22 protein-coding genes and 1 tRNA gene are annotated in these 25,067 nt (G+C 69.5%); 12 read left to right on the forward strand and 11 right to left on the reverse strand.

All coding sequences use genetic code 11. The features are described 5' to 3' along the window. Window positions 1-117 precede the first annotated feature (117 nt). The gene (locus OHA73_RS18930) at window positions 118-1,434 is read right to left on the reverse strand and encodes a sensor histidine kinase (protein WP_267070163.1); all 1,317 of its coding nucleotides are present in this window, start codon (window positions 1,432-1,434) and stop codon (window positions 118-120) included. Window positions 1,435-1,681: 247 nt separating this feature from the next. Between OHA73_RS18930 and OHA73_RS18935 the strand changes: the two genes are divergently transcribed. The 6 genes from OHA73_RS18935 to OHA73_RS18960 all read left to right on the forward strand — a co-directional run bounded on the left by OHA73_RS18935 (window position 1,682) and on the right by OHA73_RS18960 (window position 6,454). Further along, window positions 1,682-1,753: transfer RNA gene (locus OHA73_RS18935), tRNA-Gln, on the forward strand. Window positions 1,754-1,874: 121 nt separating this feature from the next. Beyond that, window positions 1,875-3,335, forward strand: a complete 1,461-nt coding sequence (gene glmU / locus OHA73_RS18940; RefSeq protein ID WP_323187263.1) for a bifunctional UDP-N-acetylglucosamine diphosphorylase/glucosamine-1-phosphate N-acetyltransferase GlmU — start codon at window positions 1,875-1,877, stop codon at window positions 3,333-3,335. Between the two features lie 130 nt (window positions 3,336-3,465). Further along, the gene (locus OHA73_RS18945; protein WP_266711048.1) at window positions 3,466-4,443 is read left to right on the forward strand and encodes a ribose-phosphate diphosphokinase; all 978 of its coding nucleotides are present in this window, start codon (window positions 3,466-3,468) and stop codon (window positions 4,441-4,443) included. Window positions 4,444-4,639: 196 nt separating this feature from the next. Beyond that, the gene (locus OHA73_RS18950) at window positions 4,640-5,236 is read left to right on the forward strand and encodes a 50S ribosomal protein L25/general stress protein Ctc (RefSeq protein ID WP_267070162.1); all 597 of its coding nucleotides are present in this window, start codon (window positions 4,640-4,642) and stop codon (window positions 5,234-5,236) included. A gap of 88 nt (window positions 5,237-5,324) precedes the next feature. Next, window positions 5,325-5,924 (forward strand): aminoacyl-tRNA hydrolase, encoded by a 600-nt coding sequence (gene pth / locus OHA73_RS18955; RefSeq protein WP_266711050.1) that lies wholly within the window; start codon window positions 5,325-5,327, stop codon window positions 5,922-5,924. 74 nt (window positions 5,925-5,998) lie between these two features. Then, the gene (locus OHA73_RS18960) at window positions 5,999-6,454 is read left to right on the forward strand and encodes a hypothetical protein (RefSeq protein WP_266711051.1); all 456 of its coding nucleotides are present in this window, start codon (window positions 5,999-6,001) and stop codon (window positions 6,452-6,454) included. A gap of 23 nt (window positions 6,455-6,477) precedes the next feature. On the opposite strand, the gene ppc is transcribed toward OHA73_RS18960, so the two are convergent. After that, window positions 6,478-9,216 (reverse strand): phosphoenolpyruvate carboxylase, encoded by a 2,739-nt coding sequence (gene ppc, locus OHA73_RS18965; protein WP_327655615.1) that lies wholly within the window; start codon window positions 9,214-9,216, stop codon window positions 6,478-6,480. A gap of 294 nt (window positions 9,217-9,510) precedes the next feature. On the opposite strand from ppc, the gene OHA73_RS18970 reads away from it, so the two are divergent. Together OHA73_RS18970 and OHA73_RS18975 are read left to right on the forward strand one after the other, a co-directional pair. Beyond that, window positions 9,511-10,500 (forward strand): acyl-CoA desaturase, encoded by a 990-nt coding sequence (locus OHA73_RS18970; RefSeq protein WP_266711053.1) that lies wholly within the window; start codon window positions 9,511-9,513, stop codon window positions 10,498-10,500. Between the two features lie 23 nt (window positions 10,501-10,523). Then, the gene (locus OHA73_RS18975) at window positions 10,524-11,213 is read left to right on the forward strand and encodes a TetR/AcrR family transcriptional regulator (RefSeq protein ID WP_266711054.1); all 690 of its coding nucleotides are present in this window, start codon (window positions 10,524-10,526) and stop codon (window positions 11,211-11,213) included. Window positions 11,214-11,284: 71 nt separating this feature from the next. On the opposite strand, the gene OHA73_RS18980 is transcribed toward OHA73_RS18975, so the two are convergent. Further along, window positions 11,285-11,653, reverse strand: a complete 369-nt coding sequence (locus OHA73_RS18980; protein WP_327655616.1) for a glyoxalase — start codon at window positions 11,651-11,653, stop codon at window positions 11,285-11,287. Then, window positions 11,650-12,444, reverse strand: coding sequence for a trans-aconitate 2-methyltransferase (locus OHA73_RS18985; protein ID WP_327655617.1), 795 nt, complete (start codon window positions 12,442-12,444; stop codon window positions 11,650-11,652). The genes OHA73_RS18980 and OHA73_RS18985 overlap by 4 nt, the downstream gene beginning before the upstream one ends. Before the next feature lie 88 nt (window positions 12,445-12,532). On the opposite strand from OHA73_RS18985, the gene tamR reads away from it, so the two are divergent. Then, window positions 12,533-13,030: a MarR family transcriptional regulator TamR gene (gene tamR, locus OHA73_RS18990; RefSeq protein ID WP_266711058.1), complete on the forward strand. Its 498-nt coding sequence runs from the start codon at window positions 12,533-12,535 to the stop codon at window positions 13,028-13,030. An 18-nt stretch (window positions 13,031-13,048) separates the two neighbouring features. Here the strand turns inward: tamR and OHA73_RS18995 are convergent, their stop codons facing one another. Then, window positions 13,049-13,798, reverse strand: coding sequence for a LuxR C-terminal-related transcriptional regulator (locus OHA73_RS18995; RefSeq protein WP_266711060.1), 750 nt, complete (start codon window positions 13,796-13,798; stop codon window positions 13,049-13,051). A gap of 287 nt (window positions 13,799-14,085) precedes the next feature. Between OHA73_RS18995 and OHA73_RS19000 the strand changes: the two genes are divergently transcribed. Then, on the forward strand, window positions 14,086-14,541 hold the full coding sequence (locus OHA73_RS19000; protein WP_267070159.1) for a GNAT family N-acetyltransferase: 456 nt from the start codon (window positions 14,086-14,088) through the stop codon (window positions 14,539-14,541). Between the two features lie 3 nt (window positions 14,542-14,544). Here the strand turns inward: OHA73_RS19000 and galK are convergent, their stop codons facing one another. From galK to galT, 3 genes are read right to left on the reverse strand one after another with little or no spacing between them, the layout of a single operon-like run. Beyond that, on the reverse strand, window positions 14,545-15,708 hold the full coding sequence (gene galK, locus OHA73_RS19005) for a galactokinase (protein ID WP_327655618.1): 1,164 nt from the start codon (window positions 15,706-15,708) through the stop codon (window positions 14,545-14,547). A gap of 19 nt (window positions 15,709-15,727) precedes the next feature. Then, window positions 15,728-16,699 carry a UDP-glucose 4-epimerase GalE gene (gene galE / locus OHA73_RS19010; RefSeq protein WP_327655619.1) on the reverse strand — a complete coding sequence of 324 codons (972 nt, stop codon included), beginning with the start codon at window positions 16,697-16,699 and terminating at the stop codon, window positions 15,728-15,730. Continuing rightward, window positions 16,699-17,763, reverse strand: coding sequence for a galactose-1-phosphate uridylyltransferase (gene galT, locus OHA73_RS19015; protein WP_266711068.1), 1,065 nt, complete (start codon window positions 17,761-17,763; stop codon window positions 16,699-16,701). Before galT ends, galE begins: the two co-directional genes overlap by 1 nt. Window positions 17,764-18,022: 259 nt before the next feature. Between galT and OHA73_RS19020 the strand changes: the two genes are divergently transcribed. Together OHA73_RS19020 and OHA73_RS19025 are read left to right on the forward strand one after the other, a co-directional pair. Continuing rightward, window positions 18,023-19,705 (forward strand): sodium:solute symporter family protein, encoded by a 1,683-nt coding sequence (locus tag OHA73_RS19020; protein WP_266711070.1) that lies wholly within the window; start codon window positions 18,023-18,025, stop codon window positions 19,703-19,705. Between the two features lie 18 nt (window positions 19,706-19,723). Further along, window positions 19,724-20,026, forward strand: a complete 303-nt coding sequence (locus tag OHA73_RS19025; protein ID WP_443063095.1) for a hypothetical protein — start codon at window positions 19,724-19,726, stop codon at window positions 20,024-20,026. A gap of 233 nt (window positions 20,027-20,259) precedes the next feature. On the opposite strand, the gene OHA73_RS19030 is transcribed toward OHA73_RS19025, so the two are convergent. The 3 genes from OHA73_RS19030 to OHA73_RS19040 all read right to left on the reverse strand — a co-directional run bounded on the left by OHA73_RS19030 (window position 20,260) and on the right by OHA73_RS19040 (window position 24,834). Continuing rightward, window positions 20,260-20,949, reverse strand: a complete 690-nt coding sequence (locus OHA73_RS19030) for a helix-turn-helix transcriptional regulator (RefSeq protein ID WP_266711072.1) — start codon at window positions 20,947-20,949, stop codon at window positions 20,260-20,262. A 249-nt stretch (window positions 20,950-21,198) separates the two neighbouring features. Then, window positions 21,199-22,836: an outer membrane protein assembly factor BamB family protein gene (locus tag OHA73_RS19035; RefSeq protein ID WP_327655620.1), complete on the reverse strand. Its 1,638-nt coding sequence runs from the start codon at window positions 22,834-22,836 to the stop codon at window positions 21,199-21,201. Window positions 22,837-23,010: 174 nt separating this feature from the next. Continuing rightward, window positions 23,011-24,834 (reverse strand): ABC-F family ATP-binding cassette domain-containing protein, encoded by a 1,824-nt coding sequence (locus tag OHA73_RS19040; protein ID WP_327655621.1) that lies wholly within the window; start codon window positions 24,832-24,834, stop codon window positions 23,011-23,013. Window positions 24,835-25,067: the final 233 nt, after the last annotated feature.

Here is a 25,067-nt window from a genome sequence, read left to right on the forward strand (position 1 = left end):
ACCACCCACAAGCCCTGGCGCCGCGCAACGATCACGGCGGGCACCACCCCGGCCCCGCCCAAAACCACGGCACCGCCCAACCACCACACCAGTCACCCCCGGAGGGAACCCGCCCCCCTACAACACCGCCGGCAGCACCGCCGACACCCGGAAGCCGCCCGCGTCCGTCGGGCCCGACACGAACACGCCGCCGAGCCCGGCGACACGTTCCTTCATGCCCACCAAACCGTTTCCTCCGGACGGCAGCCCGGCCGACGCGGCAGCGCCCGGCTCCGGTGGCGGCTCGTTCTCCACCTGCATCGCCACTTCCGCGCCCCGATGCGCGAGCCGGACGTACGTCTTCGCGCCCGCCGCGTGCTTGTGCACGTTCGTCAGCGCCTCCTGGACGACCCGGTAGGCCGTCTGCTCCACCGCCGCCGCATACCCCCGCGACTCCCCCTCCACGGACACCTCGACGACCATCCCGGCCTCCCGCGACTGCCCGACCAGATCCTCCAGCTCGGCGAGCCACGGCCCGACCTCCACCTCCGCCTCGGCCCGCGAGGCCGCCGCCGCGGCGGCCACCCCCACCGCCTCCAACGGCATCCGGTCCACCCGCCGCGGCACCGGCTCCCCGGCCCGCAGCACCCCCAACATCTCCCGCAGCTCGGTGAGCGCCTGCCGCCCCATGTCCCCGACCAGCGCCGCGTTCTTCACGGCCTTCTCGGGGTCCTTCCGCGCGACCGCCTGCAACGCCGCCGCGTGCACCACCATCAACGACACCCGGTGCGCCACCACGTCGTGCATCTCCCGCGCGATCCGGGTCCGCTCCTCGCCCCGCGCCCACTCGGCACGCTCCTCGGCCCGCTCGGCGAGCAGCCCCAACTCCCGCTCCAACGACTCGTTGCGCTCCTGCAGCGAATCCATCAGCCGGCGCCGCGCACCCACGTAGAGCCCGAGCAGCAACGGCGGAGCCGTCACCCCGAGCGCCGTGGTGATCGCGAGGAACGGCACGACCCAGTTGGCCACCTGGAACGTGTCCGCGTGCGCCGCGGAGTCCTGCTGCACCCGCACCACCGACACGATCAGCGTGCCCAGGAACGACATGCCCGCGAGCGCCCCGATGATCCGCCGCGGCACCTCCGACGCCGCAAGCGAGTACAGCCCGACGACCGTCAGCATCACGCCCATCTGCGCCGGCGTCACCGCCACCGAGATCAGCACGACGGCGATCGGCCACTGCCGCCGCAGCACGAGCGTCGAGCCGGTCAGCACCCCGAAAAGGATCCCCACCCAGACCGGCAGCCCGGCCTTGTGCGCGAACGGCACCCCTTCCACGGCACACTCCACCGCGGACGCCACCGCCAGCACCACATCCAGCGCGGCAGCCCTGCGCCGCGCCCACCACCACGGCCCCCCGGCCGCGGCTCGGTGAACTTCCCCCGCTGTGGTCATGCCCTCCAGACTACGGGCGCCGGGTGCCCGATTTCCGGCGAGTTTTACGCAGTGGTCTCCACCACCCCACTCCTGCCCGCACCGGAGGAGCAGCGCGCGCGTATGAACGCCGACTTGGCACGGCCGCCCGGCCATCCGCGTCCCGCGAGCAGCCGACATGTACCGTCGCATCGAAGGCTCTTGGTACGGCATAGTGTTGGGAGCCCGACCGACAGCCTGACGTAATGTCCGGTTTAGGTAGAAACATTCCCCCGTGGTGTAATTGGCAGCACTGTGGCTTTTGGTGCCATCTGTCCGGGTTCAAGTCCTGGCGGGGGAGCTCTAGGCGGTTGCGGGGCCCGATCGAAACGGTCGGGCCCCGCCCCCATGCCCGGCCCAAAACGCCCCGGTATCCTGCGGATGTCCACCCCACAACGCATCCGACGCCGAAGGGCCCACCCGTGAGCAGCGCCAACACCCCGGCAGCCGTCGTCGTACTCGCAGCGGGTGAGGGCACCCGTATGAAGTCGGCCACCCCTAAAGTCCTGCACGAGCTCTGCGGCCGCTCACTGGTCGGCCATGTGCTCGCCGCCTCCCGTGAGTTGAACCCCCAGCAGCTCGTCGTGGTCGTCGGCCACGAGCGGGAGAAGGTCTCCGCGCACGTGGGCGCGGTCGACTCCGAGGCCCGCACCGCCGTACAGGCCGAGCAGAACGGCACGGGGCACGCCGTACGGATGGGGCTCGAAGGGCTGGCCGGCGGGAGCGCGGACCTCGACGGCACCGTCGTCGTGGTCTGCGGCGACACCCCGCTGCTCACCGGCGGGACGCTCCAGGCCCTGTCCGCCACGCACGCCGCCGACGGCAACGCCGTGACCGTGCTGACCGCCGAGGTCCCCGACGCCACCGGCTACGGCCGGATCGTCCGGGACAACGTCTCGGGCGCCGTCACCGCGATCGTCGAGCACAAGGACGCGACCGAGGCGCAGCGCGCGATCAGTGAGATCAACTCGGGTGTGTTCGCGTTCGACGGGCGGCTGCTCGTCGAGGCGCTGAAGCAGGTGCGGACCGACAACTCCCAGGGTGAGGAGTACCTCACCGATGTGCTCGGGATTCTGCGGGAGGCCGGGCACCGGGTCGGTGCGTCCGTGGCGCGCGATCACCGTGAGATCGCCGGGATCAACAACCGGGTGCAGCTGGCCGAGGCCCGCCGCACTCTCAATGACCGGCTCCTTGAGCAGGCGATGCTCGCGGGTGTGACGGTCGTCGACCCGGCCAGCACCTTCGTAGATGTCGCCGTGACCTTCGAGCGGGACGCCACCGTTCTGCCGGGCACTCAGCTGCTGGGCGCCTCGCATCTCGCCGAGGGCTCCGTGGTCGGTCCCAACTCCCGTCTCACGGACACCCGTGTCGGTGCGGGCGCGCACGTCGACAACACGGTGGCGTACAGCTCCGACATCGGGCCCGAGGCGTCCGTCGGTCCGTTCGCGTATCTGCGGCCCGGTACCCGGCTCGGCCTGAAGTCGAAGATCGGGACGTTCGTCGAGGCGAAGAACTCGTCGATCGGTGAGGGCACGAAGGTGCCGCATCTTTCGTACGTGGGTGACGCGACGATCGGCGATCACACCAACATCGGTGCCGCGAGCGTCTTCGTGAACTATGACGGGGAGAGCAAGCATCACTCCGTCGTCGGGTCCCACTGCAAGACCGGTTCGGACAACATGTTTGTGGCTCCTGTCACTATCGGGGACGGTGCGTACACCGCCGCCGGGTCCGTGATCACGAAGGATGTGCCGGCCGGCTCGTTGGCCGTGGCGCGGGGCCAGCAAAGGAATATCGAGGGTTGGGTGGCCCGAAAGCGACCGGGGAGCTCGGCTGCCAAGGCGGCGGAGGCGGCTTCCAGGAATCCGGAATCCGCGGACTGACGTGGTCTGACCGGAAACAGGTGCGCCCGACACGGCGTACCGTGATAGGTGCTCACGATTCGCCTGGCTCGCTGCTAATGGGACGCGCGGGCAGCTGCGGCGGACGAACTCGTCTGAGGAGACTAGTGCTGTGACCGGGATCAAGACGCAGGGCGAGAAGAAGTTGATGCTCTTCTCTGGCCGCGCCCACCCCGAGCTTGCCGAGGAGGTCGCGCACCAGCTCGGTGTCGGGATCGTCCCGACCAAGGCGTTCGACTTCGCCAACGGCGAGATCTACGTCCGCTACCAGGAGTCCGCTCGCGGTGCCGACTGCTTCCTGATCCAGAGCCACACGGCTCCGATCAATAAGTGGATCATGGAGCAGTTGATCATGATCGACGCGCTGAAGCGTGCGTCGGCCCGCTCCATCACTGTCATCGTGCCGTTCTACGGTTACGCGCGGCAGGACAAGAAGCACCGTGGACGTGAACCCATCTCGGCGCGCCTGGTCGCGGACCTGATGAAGACCGCCGGTGCCGACCGCATTCTGACGGTCGACCTGCACACGGACCAGATCCAGGGCTTCTTCGACGGCCCGGTGGACCACCTGTTCGCGCTGCCGATCCTGGCGGACTACGTGGGCGCGAAGGTCGACCGCAACAAGCTGACGGTGGTCTCCCCCGACGCCGGCCGCGTGCGCGTCGCCGACCGCTGGTGCGACCGCCTCGGCGCCCCGCTGGCGATCGTCCACAAGCGCCGCGACAAGGACATCGCCAACCAGGTCACCGTGCACGAGGTCGTCGGTGACGTGAAGGGCCGCGTCTGCGTGCTCGTCGACGACATGATCGACACCGGTGGCACGATCTGCGCCGCCGCCGACGCCCTGTTCGCGCACGGTGCGGAGGACGTCATCGTGACGGCGACGCACGGTGTGCTCTCCGGCCCGGCCGCGGACCGCCTGAAGAACTCGAAGGTGAGCGAGTTCGTCTTCACGGACACGCTGCCGACGCCGGGCGAGCTGGAGCTCGACAAGATCACGGTGCTTTCGATCGCGCCGACGATCGCCTCCGCGGTGCGCGAGGTCTTCGAGGACGGCTCGGTGACCAGCCTCTTCGAGGGCGAGGCCTGATCTCGTAGCGGATCTCCTCACTGAAGATCCATTTGGGTGCGGCCTCCCCCGCCGGGTAAACTGCTGAAGTTGCTCGGCGAGGGAGGCCGCACTTCTGTTCTCAGAAGGTCGGCTGTCCGTTATCGACGCGCTCTTCGTAGCAGGCCGTTCGTGGCCGGGTGACTATTTCCCCTAGTTCTACGAGGAGTTGAAGAGCATGTCCGAGGTCAAGCTTTCCGTCGAGACCCGCACCGAGTTCGGCAAGGGTGCCTCGCGCCGTCTGCGCCAGGTCGAGAAGGTTCCCGGTGTCGTCTACGGCCACGGCGACGAGCCGAAGCACATCACGCTCGACTCGCACGCCCTGATGCTGGCCCTGCGTACCCCGAACGTCCTGATCCGTCTGGACGTCGACGGCGGCAAGTCCACCGAGCTGGTCATCCCGAAGTCCGTGCAGCGTGACGCGATCACGAGCTTCCTGGTCCACGTCGACCTGCTCCAGGTGAAGAGCGGCGAGAAGGTCACCGTCGAGCTCCCCGTCCACACCGAGGGCGAGCTGGCCCCGGGTGGCAACCTGCTCGAGCACGTGCTGAACACGCTGTCGGTCGAGACCGAGGCGACGCACATCCCCGAGTCGGTCACCGTCTCCGTCGAGGGCCTCGAGGCCGGTGCCTCGATCCACGCCAAGGACATCACGCTGCCCAAGGGCACGACGCTGGCCACCGACGAGGACGCCGTCGTCCTCCAGGTCCTGTCCGCGCAGGCGGAGGAGGCCCCGGCCGACGCCGAGGGCGACGAGGCCGCCGCGGAGGCCTGAGCCTTCAGGGTCTGACCTGTACGGGGTGGTGGGCGCGGCCCACCACCCCGTATCGCTGTATCGCGACGTATCGACGTACACCTAAGGAATGTGCATGTCCGACGAGAACGCTCCCTGGCTGATCGCCGGGCTGGGCAACCCTGGGCCCGAGTACGCGATGAACCGGCACAACGTCGGCTTCATGGTGGCCGATCTCCTCGCACAGCGGATGGGCGCCAAGTTCAAGCGGGCGACCAAGGGACAGGCACAGGTCATCGAGGGGCGGATCGGCCCGCCTGGGCCCCTGAACCGCCGGGTGATCCTCGCGAAGCCGATGTCGTACATGAACGTCTCGGGTGGTCCCGTCACCGCGCTGTGCGACTTCTACAAGGTGCCGACGGAGCACATCGTGGCGATCCACGACGAGCTGGACATCGACTACGGGGTGCTGCGCCTGAAGCTGGGCGGCGGCGACAACGGGCACAACGGTCTGAAGTCGATCACGAAGTCGCTGGGCAGTGACTACCACCGGGTGCGGTTCGGGATCGGGCGTCCGCCGGGCCGGATGCAGGTCGCGGACTTCGTGCTCAAGGACTTCTCGTCGACGGAGCGCAAGGAGCTCGACTACTTCGTGGACCGGGCGGCCGACGCCGCGGAGGCGCTCGTGATCGAGGGCCTGGAGCGGGCGCAGTCGACTTACAACTCCTGACCTGTACGGACTTGTCGGGGCGGGATTCCGCCGGGAGTTGACCGTACGCAGGGTGATGGCCAAGGATCCCGGCCATGTTGCCTGTTGCCCGTCAAGTCGCGGCGGCCGTGGTCGCCGCGCTGTTGCTGATCGCCGGTGTCTGGGCATCGTGGGGTGCGGCGCAGCACGTGATCTTCCCGACGGGCCGTGAGCGCGGCACGATGACGGTGACCCGGTGTGCGGACGGAACGTGCACGGGCCCGTTCTCGCCGGCCTCCCCCACCGCCGTGCGGCATGCGAGCGTGACGATCGACCGCTCGATCGGGGAGAAGAAGGGCGCGCGCTTCCCCGTCGTCCTCAAGCCGGATTCGACGTCGGCGGTGCGCGCGGGTACCGCCGGATTTCTGCACGCCTGGGTGCCGCTCGGCGGCGGGCTGCTGCTCGCGGCGGTGGTGCTCGCGGGCGGGATACGCAACCGGCGCCTCACGTGGATCACGGGAGGCGCCGGAATCGCGCTGCTGACGGCGGCCTTCGTCGCTGTCAGCTTCTAGTCGCTTCTTGAACGGCCCCAGGGTCAGCCGGTGTTGCGCAGGCCCGCGGCCACACCGTTCACGGTGAGCAGCAGGGCGCGGCCGAGCGTCGGGTCCGGTTCCTCGTGCGCGGCCGCCGCGTCGCGCTGCCGCTTGAGCAGGGCGACCTGGAGGTACGAGATCGGGTCGAGGTAGGCGTCGCGGATCGCGAACGTCTGCTTCAACACGGGCTGCGCGGCGAGGAGTTCGTCCTCACCCGTGATGCGCAGCACCTCGGCGACGGTCAGCTCGTGCTCGGTCACGATGGCGTCGAAGACGTGCTTGAGGTTCTCGGGCACGAGGGTGTCGACGTAGTGCCGGGCGATCCGCAGGTCGGTCTTCGCGAGCGTCATCTCGACGTTGGAGATGAAGTTCTGGAAGAAGTGCCAGCGCTCGTTCATCTCGTCGAGGACGGTGTCCAGGCCCGCCTCGCGCAGCGCCTTGAGGCCGGAGCCGACGCCGAACCAGCCGGGCACGATCTGCCGCGACTGGGTCCAGCCGAACACCCACGGGATGGCGCGCAGTCCGTCGAGCGAGACGCCCGAGCCGGGGCGGCGGGAGGGCCGCGAGCCGAGGTGCAGGTCGGCGAGCTGGTCGACCGGCGTGGACGCGAGGAAGTAGTTCGGCAGGTCCGGGTCCTCGACGAGCTTGCGGTACGCCGTGTGGGCGGCGTCGCTCACGACGTCCATGGCGGCGTCCCAGCGGGCGAGGGCCTCGTCGGACTGGCGCGGCGCCGTGTGCAGGGCGGAGGCCTGCAGTGTGGCCGCGACGGTCAGTTCCAGGTTCTCGCGGGCCAGGGACGGCACGAGGTACTTGTCGGAGATGACCTCGCCCTGCTCGGTCACCTTGATCTCGCCCTCCAGGGTTCCCCAGGGCTGGGCGAGGATCGCGTCGTGCGAGGGGCCGCCACCGCGGCCGACGGTGCCGCCGCGGCCGTGGAAGAGGCGCAGGCGCACGCCGTAGCGGTGCGCGACGTCGCGCAGGCGGCGCTGGGCGCGGTGGATCTCCCACTGCGAGGTGGTGATGCCGCCGAACTTCGAGGAGTCGGAGTAGCCGAGCATGACCTCCTGCACGTCCCCGTTGAGCGCGACGAGGCGCCGGTACGACGGGTCGGAGAGCATGTCCTCAAGGATCGTGTCGGCGGCCTTCAGCTCGTCCGTCGTCTCCAGGAGCGGCACGATGCCGATCTTCGCCCAGCCGGCGTGCAGGTCGATGAGACCCGCCTCGCGGGCGAGCACGGCGGCGGCGAACACGTCGTCGGCGCCCTGGCACATCGAGATGATGTACGACTCGATGACCTCGGGCCCGAACACGTCGAGCGCCTTGGTGATGGTGTGGAAGACGCCGAGCGTCTTCTCGCCCTCGGCGTCGAGCGGCGCCGGGGTCGGGGCCAGCGGACGGCGGGAGCGGAGCTCCTTGGCGAGCAGCTTGCCCCGGTAGTCGCGCGGCATGTCCGCGTACCGCCAGGACTCCTCGCCGAGCCGGTCGAAGAGCTGACCGAGCGTGTGGTGGTGCGCGTCGGCGTGCTCGCGGACGTCCATCGTGGCGAGCTGCAGACCGAAGGCGGAGAGCGTACGGATCGTACGGTCCATGCGGCCTTCGGCGAACAGTCCGGCACGGTGCTCGCGCAGCGACGTCTGGATGAGCTTGAGGTCGTGCAGCAGCTCGGCGGTGCCGAGGTAGTCGCGGCCCTCCTGGTGCGGGGTGTTGTTGGCGAGCCGCGTCTTGGTGTTCTCCAGCTTCTGCCGGATCGCGGTGGCCTTGAGCCGGTAGGGCTCCTCCGCGTTGAGCCGCTTGTAGCGGGGGCTGATCTCCGGGAGGCGCTCCAGGTCGCACTGGAGCGAGGTGAGCAGCTCCTCGGTGGCGCCCGTGTAGCGGATCGAGTTCGACAGGAAGCCACGCAGCTCGTCGATCATGTCGAGCGCGTCGTTGATCCCGTGCTCGTGCTGGAGGATCAGGACGTCCCAGGTGACCGCCGGCGTCACGTTCGGGTTGCCGTCGCGGTCGCCGCCGATCCAGGTGCCGAAGGTGAGCGGGCGGCTGTCCTCGGGGAGCTTGAAGCCGACGCGCTCCAGCTCGGCGGTGAGGTCCTCCAGGACGTCGCCGACGGCTCCGGCGTGCAGCTCGTCCAGGTAGTAGATCGCGTTGCGGGACTCGTCCGTGACCTCGGGGCGGACCACGCGCAGCTCGTCCGTCTGCCACACCAGGTCGATGTTCTCGGCGAGGCGGGTGTCGTAGCGGCGCCGGTCGGTCTCCAGGACCGGGGTCTCCAGGAGCTCGGCGACGCGGCGCAGCTTGTTGAGGACGCTTCGCCGGGCGGCCTCCGTCGGGTGCGCGGTGAAGACGGGGCGTACGTTCAGGTGCTTGACCGTGTCGCGCAGGTGGTCCGGGTCGGCGTCCTTGAGCCGGTCCGCGGTGCGGGCGAGCAGTCCGCCCTCGGCGGCCCGCATGGCGCGCAGCTCGCGGCCACGGTGTACCTGCTCCGTCACGTTGGCCAGGTGGAAGTACGTGGAAAAGGCGCGGACCAGCTTGGCCGCGGTGTCCAGCTCGGTGCCGCGCAGGAGCTCGGCGGCGGCCTCGCCGTCCTCGCGGGTCAGGCGGCGGACCTTTTCGACCAGGTCGAGGAGCTCCGGGCCCTCCTGGCGGACCAGGGTCTCGCCCAGCAGGTCACCGAGCCGACGGATGTCGGCGCGCAGCTCGGCGCTGGTGCTCGTCGCAGCGGTCTGTTCGTCGGCACTGCTCACAGGTGCGGCTCCTTGCAATGGTGAAGCAGGTGGTGAAGCACGTCGGGAGGAAGGATCCCCGGATCCGGGTACTAGACCCGGGGTGGAGATTCAGAGCGGACCGCGCTGTCCGACCGATTCCAAGGATATGTGCCACCGCCGACGGCGAGGCTCGGAGCCTCTTGCCGCCCGGCTGCACGCTTACGTACTTACGGTGCCGTAGGTTACGGAACCGTAGGCAAGCTGTCCGCGGATCCCCGTGGATCTCCTGACCCGTCTCAGCCCGTCTCAACCCTCGACTTACAGGGGACTCCCATGGCCACCAGTACCGATGTGATCGAAGAAGCTCCCGGTCCGGCGTCAGAACCCCCCGCCACCTCGTCCTCCGCGACACTCGGCGGCGAAAAGAAGCGCTCCGTGGAACAGATCACACTGCTCCTGTTCATCGTCCTCCCGTTCCTCGCCGTGCTCGCGGCGGTGCCGCTGGCCTGGGGCTGGGGGGTGAGCTGGCTCGATCTCGGCCTGCTCGTCGCGTTCTACTTCATCGGCTGCCACGGCATCACGATCGGCTTCCACCGATACTTCACGCACGGCTCCTTCAAGGCGAAGCGCCCGCTGCGGATCGCGCTGGCGGTCATGGGCTCGCTCGCGGTGGAGGGCCCGGTCGTGCGCTGGGTCGCCGACCACCGCAAGCACCACAAGTTCTCCGACGCCGAGGGCGACCCGCACTCGCCGTGGCGGTACGGGGAGACGGTCCCCGCCCTCCTGAAGGGCCTGTGGTGGGCGCACATGGCCTGGATGTTCGACGAGGAGCAGACCTCGCAGGAGAAGTACGCGCCGGACCTGATCAAGGACCCGGCGATCCGCGCGATCTCCCGCCAGTTCATCTTCTGGACGATGCTGTCGCTGTTCCTGCCCGCCCTGATCGGCGGTCTGGTGACGATGTCGTGGTGGGGCGCGTTCACGGCGTTCTTCTGGGGCTCGCTCGTCCGCGTTGCGCTCCTTCACCACGTGACGTGGTCGATCAACTCGATCTGCCACGCCGTCGGCAAGCGCCCCTTCAAGTCCCGCGACAAGTCGGGCAACGTGTGGTGGCTGGCCGTCCTGTCCTGCGGCGAGTCCTGGCACAACCTGCACCACGCGGACCCGACGTCGGCGCGGCACGGGGTGGAGCGCGGCCAGATCGACTCCTCGGCCCGCCTCATCCGCTGGTTCGAGCAGCTGGGCTGGGCGCACGACGTGCGCTGGCCGTCGAAGGACCGCATCGCCTCACGCCGCAAGGAGAAGGTCGCCGATGCCGCGTGAGCGCGGCACGGCATGATGGGGACGTGGAGACCGACTCAAGCACCCCTGGCAACGCGAGCAGCGACCGGCCCGAGCGGCCGGAGAAGGCTCGGCGCACGCGCAGAACGCGGATGACGGGGGCGGAGCGGCGTCAGCAGCTCCTGGAGATCGGTCGCGTCCTCTTCGCCGCGAAGGGCTTCGAGGGCACGTCGGTGGAGGAGATCGCGGCGAAGGCCGGGGTCTCCAAGCCGGTGGTGTACGAGCACTTCGGCGGCAAGGAGGGCCTGTACGCGGTGGTCGTGGACCGCGAGATGCGCCAGCTCCTGGACATGGTCACGAGTTCACTCACGGCCGGGCATCCGCGCGAGCTGTGCGAACAGGCCGCGTTCGCGCTCCTCGACTACATCGAGGAGTACACGGACGGCTTCCGCATCCTGGTCCGCGACTCCCCCATCCCGCAGTCCACGGGCTCCTTCGCGTCGCTGATCTCCGACATCGCGACGCAGGTCGAGGACATCCTCGGCCGCGAGTTCAAGAACCGCGGCTTCGACCCGAAGCTGGCGCCGCTGTACGCGCAGGCGCTGGTCGGGATGGTCGCGTTGACGGGGCAGTGGTGGCTGGACGCGCGCAAGCCGAAGAAGGCGGAGGTCGCTGCGCATCTGGTGAATTTGGCGTGGCATGGTCTCGATGGGCTCGAGCCGAAGCCGCGGCTCATAGGGCACAGGAAGAGTTGACACGCGGCAACGGCGTTGCGGTCGCGGGGCTCCGCCCCGGGCCCCGCTGCTCAAACGCCGCAGGGGCTGGATTATTGAGGCTCTGGCTCCAGAATCTCCAGTCGGTTTCCTACCGGATCCGAGCAATAGAAGCGCCGCCACCCCGGCAGTAGGTCGTCCCACTCGACCGCCACGCCACGCCCCGCCAGCCGTCGCGCGTACGACTCGATGTCGCGGACCAGGAGGCCCGGGTGGGCCTTCTTGGCCGGGTGGAAGTCCCGGTCGATGCCCAGGTGGAGTTCCGCGGCCCCGGCCCGGAACCAGCAGCCGCCCCGCGCCGCGAGCGCCGGTGGCTTGGGGAGTTCGGTCATGCCGAGGTCGTCTACGTAGAAGGACCGCAGGACCTCCTCGCTGCCCGGCGGCGCCGCGAGCTGTACGTGGTCCACCCCGACGAGCGTCATGAGCGCCTCGCCACCACGAAGATCCGCCGGAACGGCAGCACCGTGCCGTGCTCCGTCGCCGGGTACGCCTCGCGGAGCAGATCCCGGTACTCGGCGACGAAGGCGTCGCGCGCCTCCGGGTCGTCCGCGAGCGCGGTCAGGACCGGGCGCAGGCCCGTGCCCTTGACCCAGTCCAGGACCGGATCCGCGCCCGCCAGCAGGTGCATGTACGTCGTCTCCCAGGCGTCGACCTCGCAGCCGAGGCCGGCGAGCCGCTCCAGGTAGGCCGCAGGCGTGAGCACCGCGTCCCCGTGGCGCAGCACCCCGGCCAACCGGCCCTTCCAGTGGGCCGATTCCGCCAGCTCCCGCATCAGGACGTGGCTGGGCGCATCGAAGTTGCCGGGCACCTGGAAGGCGAACGTTCCGCCGGGGGCCACCGCGTCGATCCACCGGGGGAAGGCCTCGGCGTGGTCCGGGACCCATTGCAGCGTCGCGTTCGACATCAGCAGGTCGTACGTCTCCGTGGGCGCCCAGTCGGCCGCGTCCGCGTAGGCGAAGTCGAGGCGGTCACTGACGTGGGCGCGGGCCTGTTCCAGCATCTGGGGCGAGTTGTCGTAGCCGGTGATGCGGGCCGTGGGCCAGCGTTCGGTGAGCAGCGTCGTGACGTTGCCGGGGCCGCAGCCGAGGTCGGCGATGCGGGCGGGCTCCCCCGGCAGGGCGGGGACGCGGGCGAGCAGGTCGACGAAGGGGCGGCCGCGGTGGTCGGCGTGCCGGAGATACTGCTGGGGGTCCCAGGTGGGTGTGGGCGTCATGTCGTCAAGCGTCTTCCGCATGTATCTCGATGTCAAGATAGTCGACCTCAAGAGACTTCATGTCGACACACCCCCTACACTGATCGTCATGGAGGACGAGGTCGACCGTCTGGTCTCAGCGTGGCGCCGAGAGCGCCCCGACCTCGACGTGGAGCCCCTTGAGGTGCTCAGTCGGGTCAGCAGGCTCGCGCGCCATCTCGACAGGGCCCGCCGCCTGGCCTTCTCCGAGCACAACCTGGAGCCGTGGGAGTTCGACGTCCTGACGGCGCTGCGCCGCGCGGGCACGCCGTATCAGCTCTCTCCCGGCCAGTTGCTCACGCAGACGCTGGTGACGTCCGGCACGATGACCAACCGTATCGACCGGCTCGCCAAGAAGGGCCTCGTCGAGCGACTGCCGGACCCCAGTGACCGCCGCGGCGTCCTGGTCCGGCTCACGGACGAGGGCCGCGACCGTGCCGACCAGGCCCTGGCCGGGCTGCTCGACCAGGAGCGGGCGATCCTGGCGGAGCTTTCGCGTACGCAGCGGGGTGAACTGGCGGGTCTACTCCGCCAGTTGACCGCGCCGTTCGACAACATCCCGGGCTGACGCCCAAGACGTAAGGCCTCAGCTGGCCGCCTCCAGGTCCGCCGGGCCCACGCCCGCCCTGCGGGCCAGTGCGACCGCCGCGAGGGTCGAGTGCACCCCGAGCTTGCCCAGTACGTTCTGCATGTGTGTCCGCACCGTGTGCGGCGACAGGAACAGCCGCTCCGCCACCGCCTTGCGGCCGAGACCGGCCACCATGCAGCGCAGCACCTCGCGCTCCCGCGGCGTCAGGGACTCGACGAGCCGCTCGGACTCGGTGCGGTGCTTGCGCGCCGCGGTCAACTCCCGCAGTACGCCCGTGAGCAGCGCCGGCGGCAGATGTGTCTCCTCGCGCAGCACGCCCCGTATGACGGTCAGCAGGCGCGACAGGGAACAGTCCTTGGCGACCCAGCCGGACGCCCCCGCCTGGAGCGCGAGCGCCGCACGGCGCGGATCGTCCCGCTCGGCGAGCACCACCGTGCGAACGGCGGGCTGGCCCGAACGGACGCCCGCCACCAGGGAGATGCCGTCGACGAGGCCGTCCTGCGAGGCGCTGTCGGGTACCGCCGTCGGCGCGCGCATGCCCTGGAACGATGCCGCGCCCAGGTCCGCGTCGATAAGCAGCACATCGAAGCGGCGTCCCTCCGCGACAGCCCTGTCGAGGCAGCGCAGGGCCGCGGGGCCGCTTCCCGCGGCCGACACGTCGACATCGGGCTCGGCGGCGAGCGCCGCCGCGAGCGACTCGGCGAAGATGCGATGGTCGTCGACCACCAGGACCCGGATACGAACCACGTGATTACCCCCTTCCCCGAGCTCCCTGAAGGAGCAGGGGATACCCCATCGCCGGGGTCGGACCAACACAGGTACGGCGCCCGGAGTACGGGTCGCCGCAACGGCACGGCCGCCGCCGTGCGCACAACCGCTACCCCCGCTCCGGGCGTCGTACCCGGCTGTCTCGCCCCCTGATCGGCACCGGCCCCCACCGGTGCTGTCCTCAGAGTAGAGGCGACGGCCCCCAGGGGAAGTCAATTCGCAGAACTGGTTGTCGGTTGGCGGAGCAGCGACTGTCCTGCGCGTTTATGGTGATGCGCATGTTTCGCATCGAGACAGAAGTCGACAAGGAGCGCACCCTTCTGCTCCGGTCGCTGCTGAGGGAGACCAATACGGCGGCGTCACCGGACCTTCGTGAGCTGCGCGGCACCCCTGCCGACCAGCATGTCCCGCTCCAGGTATGGGTGTTGGACGAGGACGGCGCACTGGCGGCGGGGCTCGACGCGTACACGTGGGCGTTCTGGCTGCACGTGGATCTGCTGTGGGTCGCCGAGCAGCACCGCGGGGCGGGGCTCGGCTCCCGGCTCCTCGCGGAGGCGGAGCGCCTCGCGCACGAGGAGCGCGAGTGCCGGGGCTCCCGTGTCGAGACCTGGGACTTTCAAGCCCCGGGCTTCTACCGGCTGCATGGATACGACGTGGTGTCCGTGATCCCGGACTACCCGCCCGGGGTCAAGGAGTTCACGTTGACGAAGCGGCTGGGGTAGCCGTTACGAGATACGGCGCGCCCCTGCCGAAGGCACTGCCGGGAAGACTCGCGGCGCCGTGAAGCCGGCCTCCGCGAAGGCGTCGGTGATCGACTTCGTGACGGTGTCGGCCTCGTCCGACTCCACCAGGACGATCGCCGAGCCGCCGAAGCCGCCGCCCGTCATCCGGGCGCCGATCGCGCCGGACGTCATCGCCGTGCCGACGACCAGGTCCAACTCCGGGCAGGAGATGCGCAGATCGTCGCGGAGCGAGACGTGGCCCTGGACGAGGATCGGGCCGATGGCGCGGACGTCGCCGGAGTCGAGCAGCTCGATGACGCGCTCGACGCGGTGGTCGTCGGTGACGATGTGGCGGACGTAGCGGACGACCTTCTCGTCGACCCCGGCCAGCTCCAACTCCGCGACGGACCTGCCCAGTTCGGCGTACGGGACATCGCGCAGGTGACTCACGCCGAGGACGCGCGCGCCCTCCTCGCAGCCCGCGCGGCGCTCCGCGTACGCGCCGTCGCCCAGCTCGTGCTTGACGCGGGTGTCGACGACGAGCAGCTGGAGGCCGTGGGCCGCCAGGTCGAAGGGGACCTGGCGGATGGACAGGTCGCGGCAGTCGAGGTGCAGCGCGTGCCCCTCGGTGGCGCACGACGAGGCCATCTGGTCCATGACGCCGCACGGCACACCGACGAAGGCGTTCTCGGCGCGCTGCGCCAGCACCGCCAACTCGGCGCCCGTGAGCCCTAGTTCGTACAGGTCGTTCATCGCGTACGCCGTGACCACCTCGAGCGCGGCCGACGACGAGAGGCCCGCGCCGGTCGGGACCGTGGAGGCGAGGTGGATGTCCGCGCCGGTGAGCGCGTGGCCCGCCTCGCGCAGCGCCCAGACGACGCCCGCCGGGTACGCGGCCCAGCCGCCCTGGCCGTACTTCGACAGCGGGGCCAGGTCGTCGACGCGCAGTTCCACGACCGGGGCATCAATGTCGGCGGAGTGCAGGCGCAGCACGCCGTCCTCGCGCCGGGCCGCCGCGGCGACCGCGGTGTGCGGCAGCGCGAGCGGCATGACGAAGCCCTCGTTGAAGTCGGTGTACTCGCCGATGAGGTTGACGCGGCCGGGGGCCGCCCACACTCCGGCGGGCTCGTACCCGTACAGGTCCTTGAACTGCGCGTCGACGGACATGAGTTGAAGCCCCTGATTCCTACTGGCGGGCCTGGGCGAAGGCCCAGGCGTCGGCGACGATGCCCGCGAGGTCCGCGCGGGACGGGTTCCAGCCGAGGCGCTCGCGCGCGGTGTCGGCGGAGGCGACCAGGACGGCCGGGTCGCCGCCGCGGCGCGGGGCGACGACCTCGGGGATCGGGTGCCCGGTGACCTGGCGGACGGTCTCGATGACCTCGCGGACGGAGAAGCCGTTGCCGTTGCCGAGGTTGCAGATGAGGTGCTCGCCGGGCTGCGCGGCGTCGACGGCGAGCAGGTGCGCCTCCGCGAGGTCCGCGACGTGGATGTAGTCGCGGATGCAGGTGCCGTCGGGCGTCGGGTAGTCGTCGCCGAAGACGTTGATCGCCTCGCGGCCGCCCTGCGCGACCTGGAGGACGAGCGGGATGAGGTGCGACTCGGGGTCGTGCCGCTCACCGCAACTGCCGTACGCGCCCGCAACGTTGAAGTACCGAAGGGACACTGCAGCCAGTCCGTGCGCGGCCGCCTCGCCCGTGATCATGTGATCGACCGCGAGCTTCGAGGCGCCGTACGGGGAAGTGGGCGCGGTCGGGTCGGTCTCGGTGATCGGGGTGTTCACCGGCTCGCCGTACGTGGCCGCGGTCGAGGAGAAGACGAGCTTGCGGACGCTCGCCGCGCGCATCGCGGCGAGCAGCTCCATCGTGCCGCCGACGTTGTTGGCCCAGTACTTCTCGGGCTTCACGACGGACTCGCCGACCTGCGAGAACGCGGCGAAGTGCAGCACGGCGTCGTAGGAGGAGTCGAGCCACTTGGCGGCGTCGCGGATGTCGCCCTCGATGAAGGTGGCGCCCGCGGGGACGCCCTCGCGGAAGCCGGTGGAGAGGTTGTCGAGGACGGTGACCTCGTGACCCGCCTCGATCAGGTGCTGCGCGACGACGCTGCCGACGTAGCCCGCACCGCCAGTGACCAGGTACTTCTTGGAATCGGCCTTACCCATTACTCGCTCGCTACCTCTCGCAGTCGCTCGGCCGCGGTCTCCGGCGGCACATCGTTGATGAACACGCTCATGCCGGACTCGGAACCCGCGAGAAACTTCAGCTTGCCGGAAGTGCGTCGGACGGTGAAGAGCTCGAGGTGCAGCGCGAAATCATCGCGGTTGACGCCCTCGAACTCGTCCAGCGAGCCGAACGGGGCCTGGTGCCAGGCCGCGATGTACGGCGTCGCCGGCTGGTCAGCGCCGAAGATCCGGTCGAAGCGCCTCAAGAGTTCCAGATAAATCTTGGGGAACTCTGTGCGTGCGTCGTCGTCGAGCGCGAGCAGGTCCGGGACCTGGCGCTTGGGGTAGAGGTGCACCTCGTACGGCCAGTGGGCGGCGTAGGGCACGAAGGCCACCCAGTGCTCGCCGTCGAGGACGATCCGCGAGCCGTCCTCCACCTCCTTCTCCACCACGTCGGCGAAGAGGTTGCGGCCCCCGGTCTGCTCCTTGTGCTCGGCGGCGGAGCGCAGCATCAGGGCCGTGCGCGGGGTGGTGAAGGGGTAGGCGTAGATCTGGCCGTGCGGGTGGCCGAGGGTGACGCCGATCTCGGCGCCGCGGTTCTCGAAGCAGAAGACCTGCTCGACGGAGTCGAGGTGGGAGAGCTCGGCGGTGCGGTCGGTCCACGCGTCGAGGACGAGTCCCGCCTGCTCCTCGGTGAGGTCGGCGAAGGACTTGTCGTGGTCGGACGTGAAGCACACGACCTCGCAGCGGCCCGCGTCCCCCGCGAGCGAGGGGAAGCGGTTCTCGAAGACCACCACGTCGTACGAGGAGTCGGGGATCTCGCTCAGCCGCTCGCCCTCGGAGGGGCACAGCGGGCACTCGTCGGCCGGCGGGTGGTACGTGCGGCCCTGGCGGTGCGAGGCGATCGCCACGGAGTCGCCGAGCAGTGGGTCGCGGCGCACCTCGGAGGTGGTGACGGTGGGGTCGAGGGGGCGGCGGTCGGCCGCGTCCCGGACGACGTCGTCGCGCGAGTCGTAATAGATGAGCTCACGACCGTCGGCGAGCCGGGTCGACGTCTTCTTCACGTCCGATGCTCCTCATCACACCAACCAAACAGAACCAAACACAACAAAGCATAAGCCAACAGTGGCGTCAAGAGAAGCGGGCCGCACCGACTGCCCGCAGCGGGCTGTGCGCTTTCTGTGCTGTCTCGTGCCGTCCCGAGGGGTCAGAACGGGATCTCGATCACAATCCAACAAAGAACGTCAGCGGAACTGTTCACTTATTGAAGCCGGAGGCGTAGGTTCCGGACTGTTTCAGTTCGCGCAACGAAGCGAGATCTACATGCTGTCCCCCACAACAACCCTGGCCGAGGGGCTCCGGCTGCCCACCAATGGCCTCGACTACGCGATCATGGCGATCTACTTCGTCGTGGTGCTGGGCATCGGCTTCGCCGCTCGCCGGTCCGTGAAGACCAGCCTGGACTTCTTCCTCTCCGGACGCTCCCTGCCCGCCTGGGTCACCGGTCTCGCGTTCGTCGCCGCGAACCTGGGCGCCACCGAGCTCCTCGGCATGGCGGCCAACGGGGCGCAGTACGGGCTCTACACGGTGCACTGGTACTGGATCGGCGCCATCCCCGCCATGGTCTTCCTCGGCCTGGTGATGATGCCCTTCTACTACTCGTCGAAGGTGCGCTCGGTCCCTGAGTTCCTGCTGCACCGCTTCGGCCCCTCGTCCCACCTGCTCTCCTCGATCATCTTCGCCGTCTCCTCGGTGCTGATCGCGGGCGTCAACCTGTACGCGATGGCCCTGGTGCTCCAGGCGCTGCTCGGCTGGCCGCAGTGGCTGGCGATCGTCATCGCGGGCCTCTTCGTCCTCGCGTACATCACGATCGGCGGGCTCTCCTCGGCGATCTACAACGAGGTCCTGCAGTTCTTCGTCATCCTCGCCGCGCTCATCCCGCTGACCATCGTCGGCCTCAAGCGCGTCGGCGGCTGGGACGGCATATCCGACTCGCTGTCCAGCTCGCACGGTGATTCGTTCATGACGGCCTGGCAGGGCACGGGCATCGGCGACGCCAACCCGCTCGGCGCCAACTGGCTGACCATCGTGCTCGGCCTCGGCTTCGTGATGAGCTTCGGCTACTGGACGACGAACTTCGCCGAGGTGCAGCGCGCGCTGTCCGCGAAGAACCTCTCCGCCGCCAAGCGCACCCCGCTGATCGCCGCGTTCCCGAAGATCCTCATCCCGATGGTCGTCGTGATCCCCGGTCTGATCGCCCTGGTCATGGAGCCGTCCATCGGCAAGTCCGCGGACGGCCTCCAGTACAACGACGCCATCCCGGTCCTCATGCGCGACCTGCTGCCCAACGGTGTCCTCGGCATCGCGGTGACGGGCCTGCTGGCCGCCTTCATGGCGGGCATGGCGGCCAACGTCTCGTCCTTCAACACGGTGTTCACCAACGACATCTGGGCCGCGTACATCAAGAAGGGCCAGAGCGACCGGTACTACCTCGGGACGGGTCGCGTCGTCACCGCCGTCGGCGTCGTGATCGGCATGGGCACCGCGTTCATCGCGGGCAGCTTCAGCAACATCATGAACTACCTGCAGACGCTGTTCTCGTTCTTCAACGTCCCGCTGTTCGTGGTCTTCATCATCGGCATGTTCTGGAAGCGGACGACGCCGGCGGCGGGCTTCTGGGGGCTGCTGTCCGGAACCGTGGCCGCGATGGTGAACTACTTCTACTTCTACAAGCAGGGCGTCATCGAGATCCCCTCGGACCAGGGCGCCAACTTCGTCTCCTCGATCGTCGCCTTCGTGGTCGGCGCCGTGGTGATGTTCGTGGTCACGCTCTGCACCAAGTCCAAGCCCGCCGAGGAGCTGGCCGGTCTCGTGTACGGCACGAAGTCGCCGGGCATGGAGGAGCCGCCGGCCGAGGGTGACGACGCCTGGTACCGCAAGCCGGCCCTGCTGGGCTGGGGAGCGATCGTCCTCGCCGTCATCTGCTACATCCCGTTCTCCTTCTGAGGTCCGAGGTAACACGACATGAGCGACGAAATGAACCAGCACGTCGAGGAAGTGAAGGAGCTTGAGGCCAAGTCTGCGACGGCGGCCCGCCTCTTCGACGTGCGACGCATCATCGGCGGCCTCTTCGTGGTGTACGGCGTGATCGTCACGATCGCCGGCCTCACGGCGTCCGACGCCGACCTCAAGAAAGCCCAGGACATCAACATCAACCTGTGGACCGGCATCGGCATGCTGCTCCTCGGAGTGTTCTTCCTGGTCTGGATGAAGCTGCGCCCCACGGAGCCGCCGACGACGGAGGAACTGGCGGAGGCGTCCGAGTAGCGCCACCGGACTGTGACGTCTGACTACGGGATTCCCGTAGTCAGACGTCACAGTCGGTCGCTCCAGCAACGCACAAGGCCCGTTCCGCCTGAGCGGAACGGGCCTTGGACTTCTGGAGCGCCGGGCAGGCCTTGCACCTGCATTTCCCCGCAGGAAGCGGGGCGTCTTTCCTTGGACCACCAACGCATGGTCACCCGCCGCGAGTTGCGGCGACCAACAAGATCAACTGTAGCTCAGGACTCGGGTTCTGGCGAGCCCACCGGGCCCGCCCGGTCCAGCAGGCCCGTGCGGGCCGCGAGTGCCGCCGCCTCCAGGCGGGAGCCGACGCCCAGCTTCATCAGGACACGCTGGACGTGCGTACGGGCCGTGGACGGGGCGATGCCCATGCCCGCCGCGATCAGCCGGGTGTCCTCGCCGTCCGCGACCCGCACCAGGACCTCGACCTCGCGCGGTGTGAGCATCTGGAGCAACCGCTGCCCCTCGTCGTCCGGTTGGGCCGCCGGGTTGAGCAACTCCGCGAACGCGCCCTGGAGCAGGGCGGGAGCCACCGCGGCCTCCCCCGCCCGCGCCTTCATGAGGGCGCGCTCGACGCCCTCTATGCGCTCGTCGTGCCGTACGTAACCGGAGGCGCCGGCGGCAAAGGCCGACGCGATACCTCTTGGCGAGGGGACGGGGCCGAGAACCACCACCGCCACCTGCGGGCGCTCGCGTTTGATGCGGATCACCGGGTCGAAGGTGCCGGGTTCCGCGGGGGTCGCCGTGCCCAGCAGGCAGACCTCCGGCGCCCGCGAGATGACCAGATCCGCCGCGCCGGCCGCAGGCGCGGCCGCCGCGAGCACCCGGTGCCCGCGCAGCTTCAGGGCCGAGGCCAACGCCTCGGCCAGCAATCGGTGGTCGTCGACCACCATCAGCCGCACTCCCATCGGGCCAACCCCCCAATCCACCCCGGGTGTCCCCGCGAACCCCCGGGCCCCCCAAGGACAGGCGAGCCCCCCGACTCCCCGTCCTCCTTCATCCCCCGGAAGCTACACGCTTGTTCGAGGATGCGCGCCCCCTACCGGCCAGAAGCGGCCCTCAATGCTGAAATCCAGTGCATTGAGGGATGTTTGGGAGTACAGGAACGCAAAGCCAGCGCCAAGAAGCTTTCGCTCAGGGCGACTTCGCGACCATTTTCATCCGGTACCGAAACCGACCGCCGTGTACCGTTGGCCGCCGTCCGCGTAGGGTTCGCCGATCAAGGGCTGACCGAGGAACAATCTCCCCTTGGAATAGTGGAGTTCGGAATTCGATCGGCCGGGCGCCATGCCGCCGATCATGTTCCGGACGGCGGGCGTGGCCGGCGTTTCCACCAGGGTCGACTGCTTCATGGTCCCGGGGTCGATCGTCACGATCTGGCTGCCCTTCTTGGCTGCCCCCGTCTTGAACGCCAGGATGTTTCCGCCGTCCATGCGCACCGGGAAGATGTCGTGGTGGTCGCCGCCCGTGACGCGGTCGCCCGTGCGTTTCCCGGTCTCCAGGGAGTACGACACGATCTCGTTGGCCGGCCCCGATCCGCTGTCGGTCTCCTGCGACCGGGTCGCGAAATAGATCCGCCCATTTCCGACGGTGATCTTCGCGCAGCCCTCGGTCTTTCCGACCTCACAGGCGAAGTCGTACTTCTTGGCGTCGATGGAGATCTTGCTCGCGAGCCTTCCGCGGCTGTCCAGGGCGAATACGTCGGTGATGGTGCCCGCCGTGTCGGCGCCGTTTCCCACGCCGAAGACGACCGGCTTGGTGGACAGGACCTTTACGTCGGCAAGGCCCTTGGCGAGCTTGTAGGACCACCGGGGCTGGCCCGTCACCGGGTCCAGGAGCTGGACGTCGTACGTCGCGTGGCCGTACGTACCGCACTTGCGGACCGTCACCAGCTGGGCGCCGCCGTGGTAGCCGACGTCCTGGCACTCCCCGGTGTCGGGCTGCCACAGGATGTTGCCCGACTTGATGTCGAAGGCGGCGCCGCCGTCGAGACCGCCGCCCGCCGCGAGCGTGTTGCCCGAGAGGGAGAGCTCCTCGAAGATCCGCCGGTTCGAGCCCTGGCCCAGGCTCTGCGTCCAGACCTTGTGCCCCGTGTTGACGTCGAAGACCGTGATCTGGCTGCACGGCTTGTGGTCGCCGTTCGCGGGCCGCTCGCCCGCCTCGCTGACCACGGCCGCGAGCGCGTCGTCGGTGACGGTGTCCGTCCCCGCGCACGTCTGCCCCGACAGCGGGAGCGTCCAGGTCTTCCTGCCGCTCGCGGCGTCGTACCCGACGATCTGGTTCAAGCCCGCCTTGGCGTACGTCCTGTCGGTCAGCCAGGAGCCCTGGACGCTGTCCACCTGCCGCTTCGCCACCTTCGGCGCGGGCAGCCGCAGCGTCACCTTCGCCGACGGGTCGGCCGGGGCCTGCTCCGCCCCGGAACCGCCGAAGCCGTCGCCGCTCTTGTCGCCGCCGGAGCCCGTGGCGCCCACGCCGGGGTCGTCGCCCGACGTCGTGGCGTAGAGGAAGCCGCCGCCGACGATCAACGCGATGGCCACGACCGCGGCGCCTATGACGAGCGCGATCGGCGGCACCTTTTTACGGGTGGGGGGCTGCGGGTGGCCGTATGGGGACTGCTCGTACTGGGCCTGGTCGTACTGGGCCCGCTCGTACGGCTGTTGCCTCACGGGCGGGAGCGGTGTGCGCAGGGTGCCGTAACCGGGGGTGGTGTACGGCGATATGGGCGGTGGGGCGCCGAATTCGCCCTGCGGGGACGGGGGTTCGTTCGGCGGGCGGGGTGGGGGTGGCTGGGTCATGACCTGGGTACCTCGGGGACGTTGAGTTTCGGCAAGGCCAGTCGCCGTGGGCCGGATCGCACGTTCTCGTTCCGGCGGCCCTTTTCTATCACTCGCGCCTGTCACTCGCGGCCGACAGGCAACGGGCCGATCCTTCCCCGTACCCAGGGGAGGACCGGCCCACGAGGCGCTGGGTCACGCGTCCTCGGCGAGCTCCAGCCAGCGCATCTCCAACTCCTCGCGCTGCGCGACCAGATCACGCAGCTCCGCGTCGAGCTTCGCGACCTTCCCGAAGTCGGTGGCGTTGTCGGCGATCTGCGCGTGCAGCTTGGTCTCCTTCTCGGAGATCTTGTCCATCTGCCGCTCGACCTTCTGGAGTTCCTTCTTCGCGGCGCGTACATCTTTAGAAGACCCAGTGGCCGCGGAGGGCCCCACCTTCTCGGCCGCGGCCGGTGCGGCCGCGGGGGCGGGCGACGCGGCCTCGATCATCCGCTGCCTGCGCTCCAGGTACTCGTCGACGCCGCGCGGCAGCATCCGCAGGGTGGCGTCGCCGAGCAGGGCGTACGTGTTGTCGGTGGTGCGCTCCAGGAAGAACCGGTCGTGGGAGATCACGACCATCGAGCCCGGCCATCCGTCGAGCAGGTCCTCGAGCTGGGTGAGGGTCTCGATGTCGAGGTCGTTCGTCGGCTCGTCGAGGAAGAGGACGTTCGGCTCGTCCATCAGGAGGCGCAGGATCTGAAGGCGGCGGCGTTCGCCACCGGACAGGTCGCCGACCGGCGTCCACTGCTTGTCCTTCGCGAAGCCGAACTGCTCGCACAGCTGTCCCGCGGTCATCTCGCGGCCCTTGCCGAGGTCGACGCGGTCACGGATCTGCTGGACGGCCTCCAACACCCGCAGCGTGGCGGGGAGTTCGGTCACGTCCTGCGAGAGATAGGCGAGGCGGACCGTCTTGCCGACGGCGATCTTTCCGGCGGCCGGCTGTACGTCGCCCTCGCTGCGGGCGGCCTCGTCGAGGGCGCGCAGCAGGGACGTCTTGCCCGCGCCGTTCACACCGACCAGGCCGACGCGGTCGCCGGGGCCGAGCTGCCAGGTCAGGTGCTTGAGCAGCACCTTCGGGCCGGCCTGGACGGTGACGTCCTCGACGTCGAAGACCGTCTTGCCGAGGCGGGCGTTCGCGAACTTCATCAGCTCGCTCTTGTCACGCGGCTCCGGGACGTCCGCGATCAGCTCATTGGCCGCCTCGATGCGGTAGCGCGGCTTGGAGGTGCGGGCGGGGGCGCCGCGGCGCAGCCAGGCCAGCTCCTTGCGCATCAGGTTCTGCCGCTTGCTCTCCTCGGTCGCGGCGATCCGCTCACGCTCGGCGCGCGCGAACACGTAGTCCGAGTAGCCGCCCTCGTACTCGTAGACGTCGCCCTTCTGCACGTCCCACATGCGGGTGCAGACCTGGTCGAGGAACCAGCGGTCGTGCGTGACGCAGACGAGGGCGGAGCGGCGGGCCCGCAGGTGCTGGGCGAGCCAGGCGATGCCCTCGACGTCGAGGTGGTTCGTCGGCTCGTCGAGGACGATCAGGTCCTGCTCGGCGATGAGCAGCTGGGCGAGCGCGATACGGCGCCGCTCGCCGCCGGAGAGCGGGCCGATCACGGTGTCGAGTCCCTGCGGGAAGCCCGGCAGGTCGAGCCCGCCGAACAGCCCCGTGAGTACGTCGCGGATCTTGGCGCTGCCCGCCCACTCGTGGTCGGCCATGTCGCCGATGACCTCGTGCCGGACGGTGGCCTTCGGGTCGAGCGAGTCGTGCTGGGTGAGTACGCCCAGGTGCAGGCCGCCGTTGTGGGTGACGCGTCCGGTGTCGGACTCCTCCAGCTTGGCGAGCATGCGGATGAGGGTGGTCTTGCCGTCTCCGTTGCGTCCCACGACGCCGATCCGGTCGCCTTCCTGTACGCCGAGGGAGACGCCGTCGAGGAGGGCACGGGTGCCGTAGACCTTCGAGACGTTCTCGACGTTGACCAGATTGACTGCCATTTCGCTCCGCTCCGGGGGGTGGGCCACGGGGGTGGGCCGGTCTTCAAGCGTAGTGGGGGTGCGGGAGTGCCTTTGCGGCGCGGGCCGCCGGGGTGCCGGTCACGGGGCGCTGCCGCGGACCTGGGCCGGTCCTACGCCGCGGGGCGCTGCCGCGGACCGCGGCCGGTCCTACGCCATGGGGCGCTGCCCCGGACCCCGGCCGGTCCCCACGCCACGGGGCGCTGCCCCGGACC

Source organism: Streptomyces sp. NBC_00483 (genome assembly GCF_036013745.1).
Classification (GTDB): domain Bacteria; phylum Actinomycetota; class Actinomycetes; order Streptomycetales; family Streptomycetaceae; genus Streptomyces.

What these genes read in the sequence shown, in the direction of transcription:
- OHA73_RS18930 (WP_267070163.1), bottom strand. Translation starts at nt 1,434, where the DNA reads ATGACCACAGCGGGGGAAGTTCACCGAGCCGCGGCCGGGGGGCCGTGG.
- OHA73_RS18950 (WP_267070162.1), top strand. Translation starts at nt 4,640, where the DNA reads ATGTCCGAGGTCAAGCTTTCCGTCGAGACCCGCACCGAGTTCGGCAAG.
- pth (WP_266711050.1), top strand. Translation starts at nt 5,325, where the DNA reads ATGTGCATGTCCGACGAGAACGCTCCCTGGCTGATCGCCGGGCTGGGC.
- OHA73_RS18960 (WP_266711051.1), top strand. Translation starts at nt 5,999, where the DNA reads ATGTTGCCTGTTGCCCGTCAAGTCGCGGCGGCCGTGGTCGCCGCGCTG.
- OHA73_RS18970 (WP_266711053.1), top strand. Translation starts at nt 9,511, where the DNA reads ATGGCCACCAGTACCGATGTGATCGAAGAAGCTCCCGGTCCGGCGTCA.
- OHA73_RS18980 (WP_327655616.1), bottom strand. Translation starts at nt 11,653, where the DNA reads ATGACGCTCGTCGGGGTGGACCACGTACAGCTCGCGGCGCCGCCGGGC.
- OHA73_RS18985 (WP_327655617.1), bottom strand. Translation starts at nt 12,444, where the DNA reads ATGACGCCCACACCCACCTGGGACCCCCAGCAGTATCTCCGGCACGCC.
- tamR (WP_266711058.1), top strand. Translation starts at nt 12,533, where the DNA reads ATGGAGGACGAGGTCGACCGTCTGGTCTCAGCGTGGCGCCGAGAGCGC.
- OHA73_RS19000 (WP_267070159.1), top strand. Translation starts at nt 14,086, where the DNA reads ATGGTGATGCGCATGTTTCGCATCGAGACAGAAGTCGACAAGGAGCGC.
- galK (WP_327655618.1), bottom strand. Translation starts at nt 15,708, where the DNA reads ATGTCCGTCGACGCGCAGTTCAAGGACCTGTACGGGTACGAGCCCGCC.
- galE (WP_327655619.1), bottom strand. Translation starts at nt 16,699, where the DNA reads ATGGGTAAGGCCGATTCCAAGAAGTACCTGGTCACTGGCGGTGCGGGC.
- OHA73_RS19020 (WP_266711070.1), top strand. Translation starts at nt 18,023, where the DNA reads ATGCTGTCCCCCACAACAACCCTGGCCGAGGGGCTCCGGCTGCCCACC.
- OHA73_RS19025 (WP_443063095.1), top strand. Translation starts at nt 19,724, where the DNA reads ATGAGCGACGAAATGAACCAGCACGTCGAGGAAGTGAAGGAGCTTGAG.
- OHA73_RS19030 (WP_266711072.1), bottom strand. Translation starts at nt 20,949, where the DNA reads ATGGGAGTGCGGCTGATGGTGGTCGACGACCACCGATTGCTGGCCGAG.
- OHA73_RS19035 (WP_327655620.1), bottom strand. Translation starts at nt 22,836, where the DNA reads ATGACCCAGCCACCCCCACCCCGCCCGCCGAACGAACCCCCGTCCCCG.
- OHA73_RS19040 (WP_327655621.1), bottom strand. Translation starts at nt 24,834, where the DNA reads ATGGCAGTCAATCTGGTCAACGTCGAGAACGTCTCGAAGGTCTACGGC.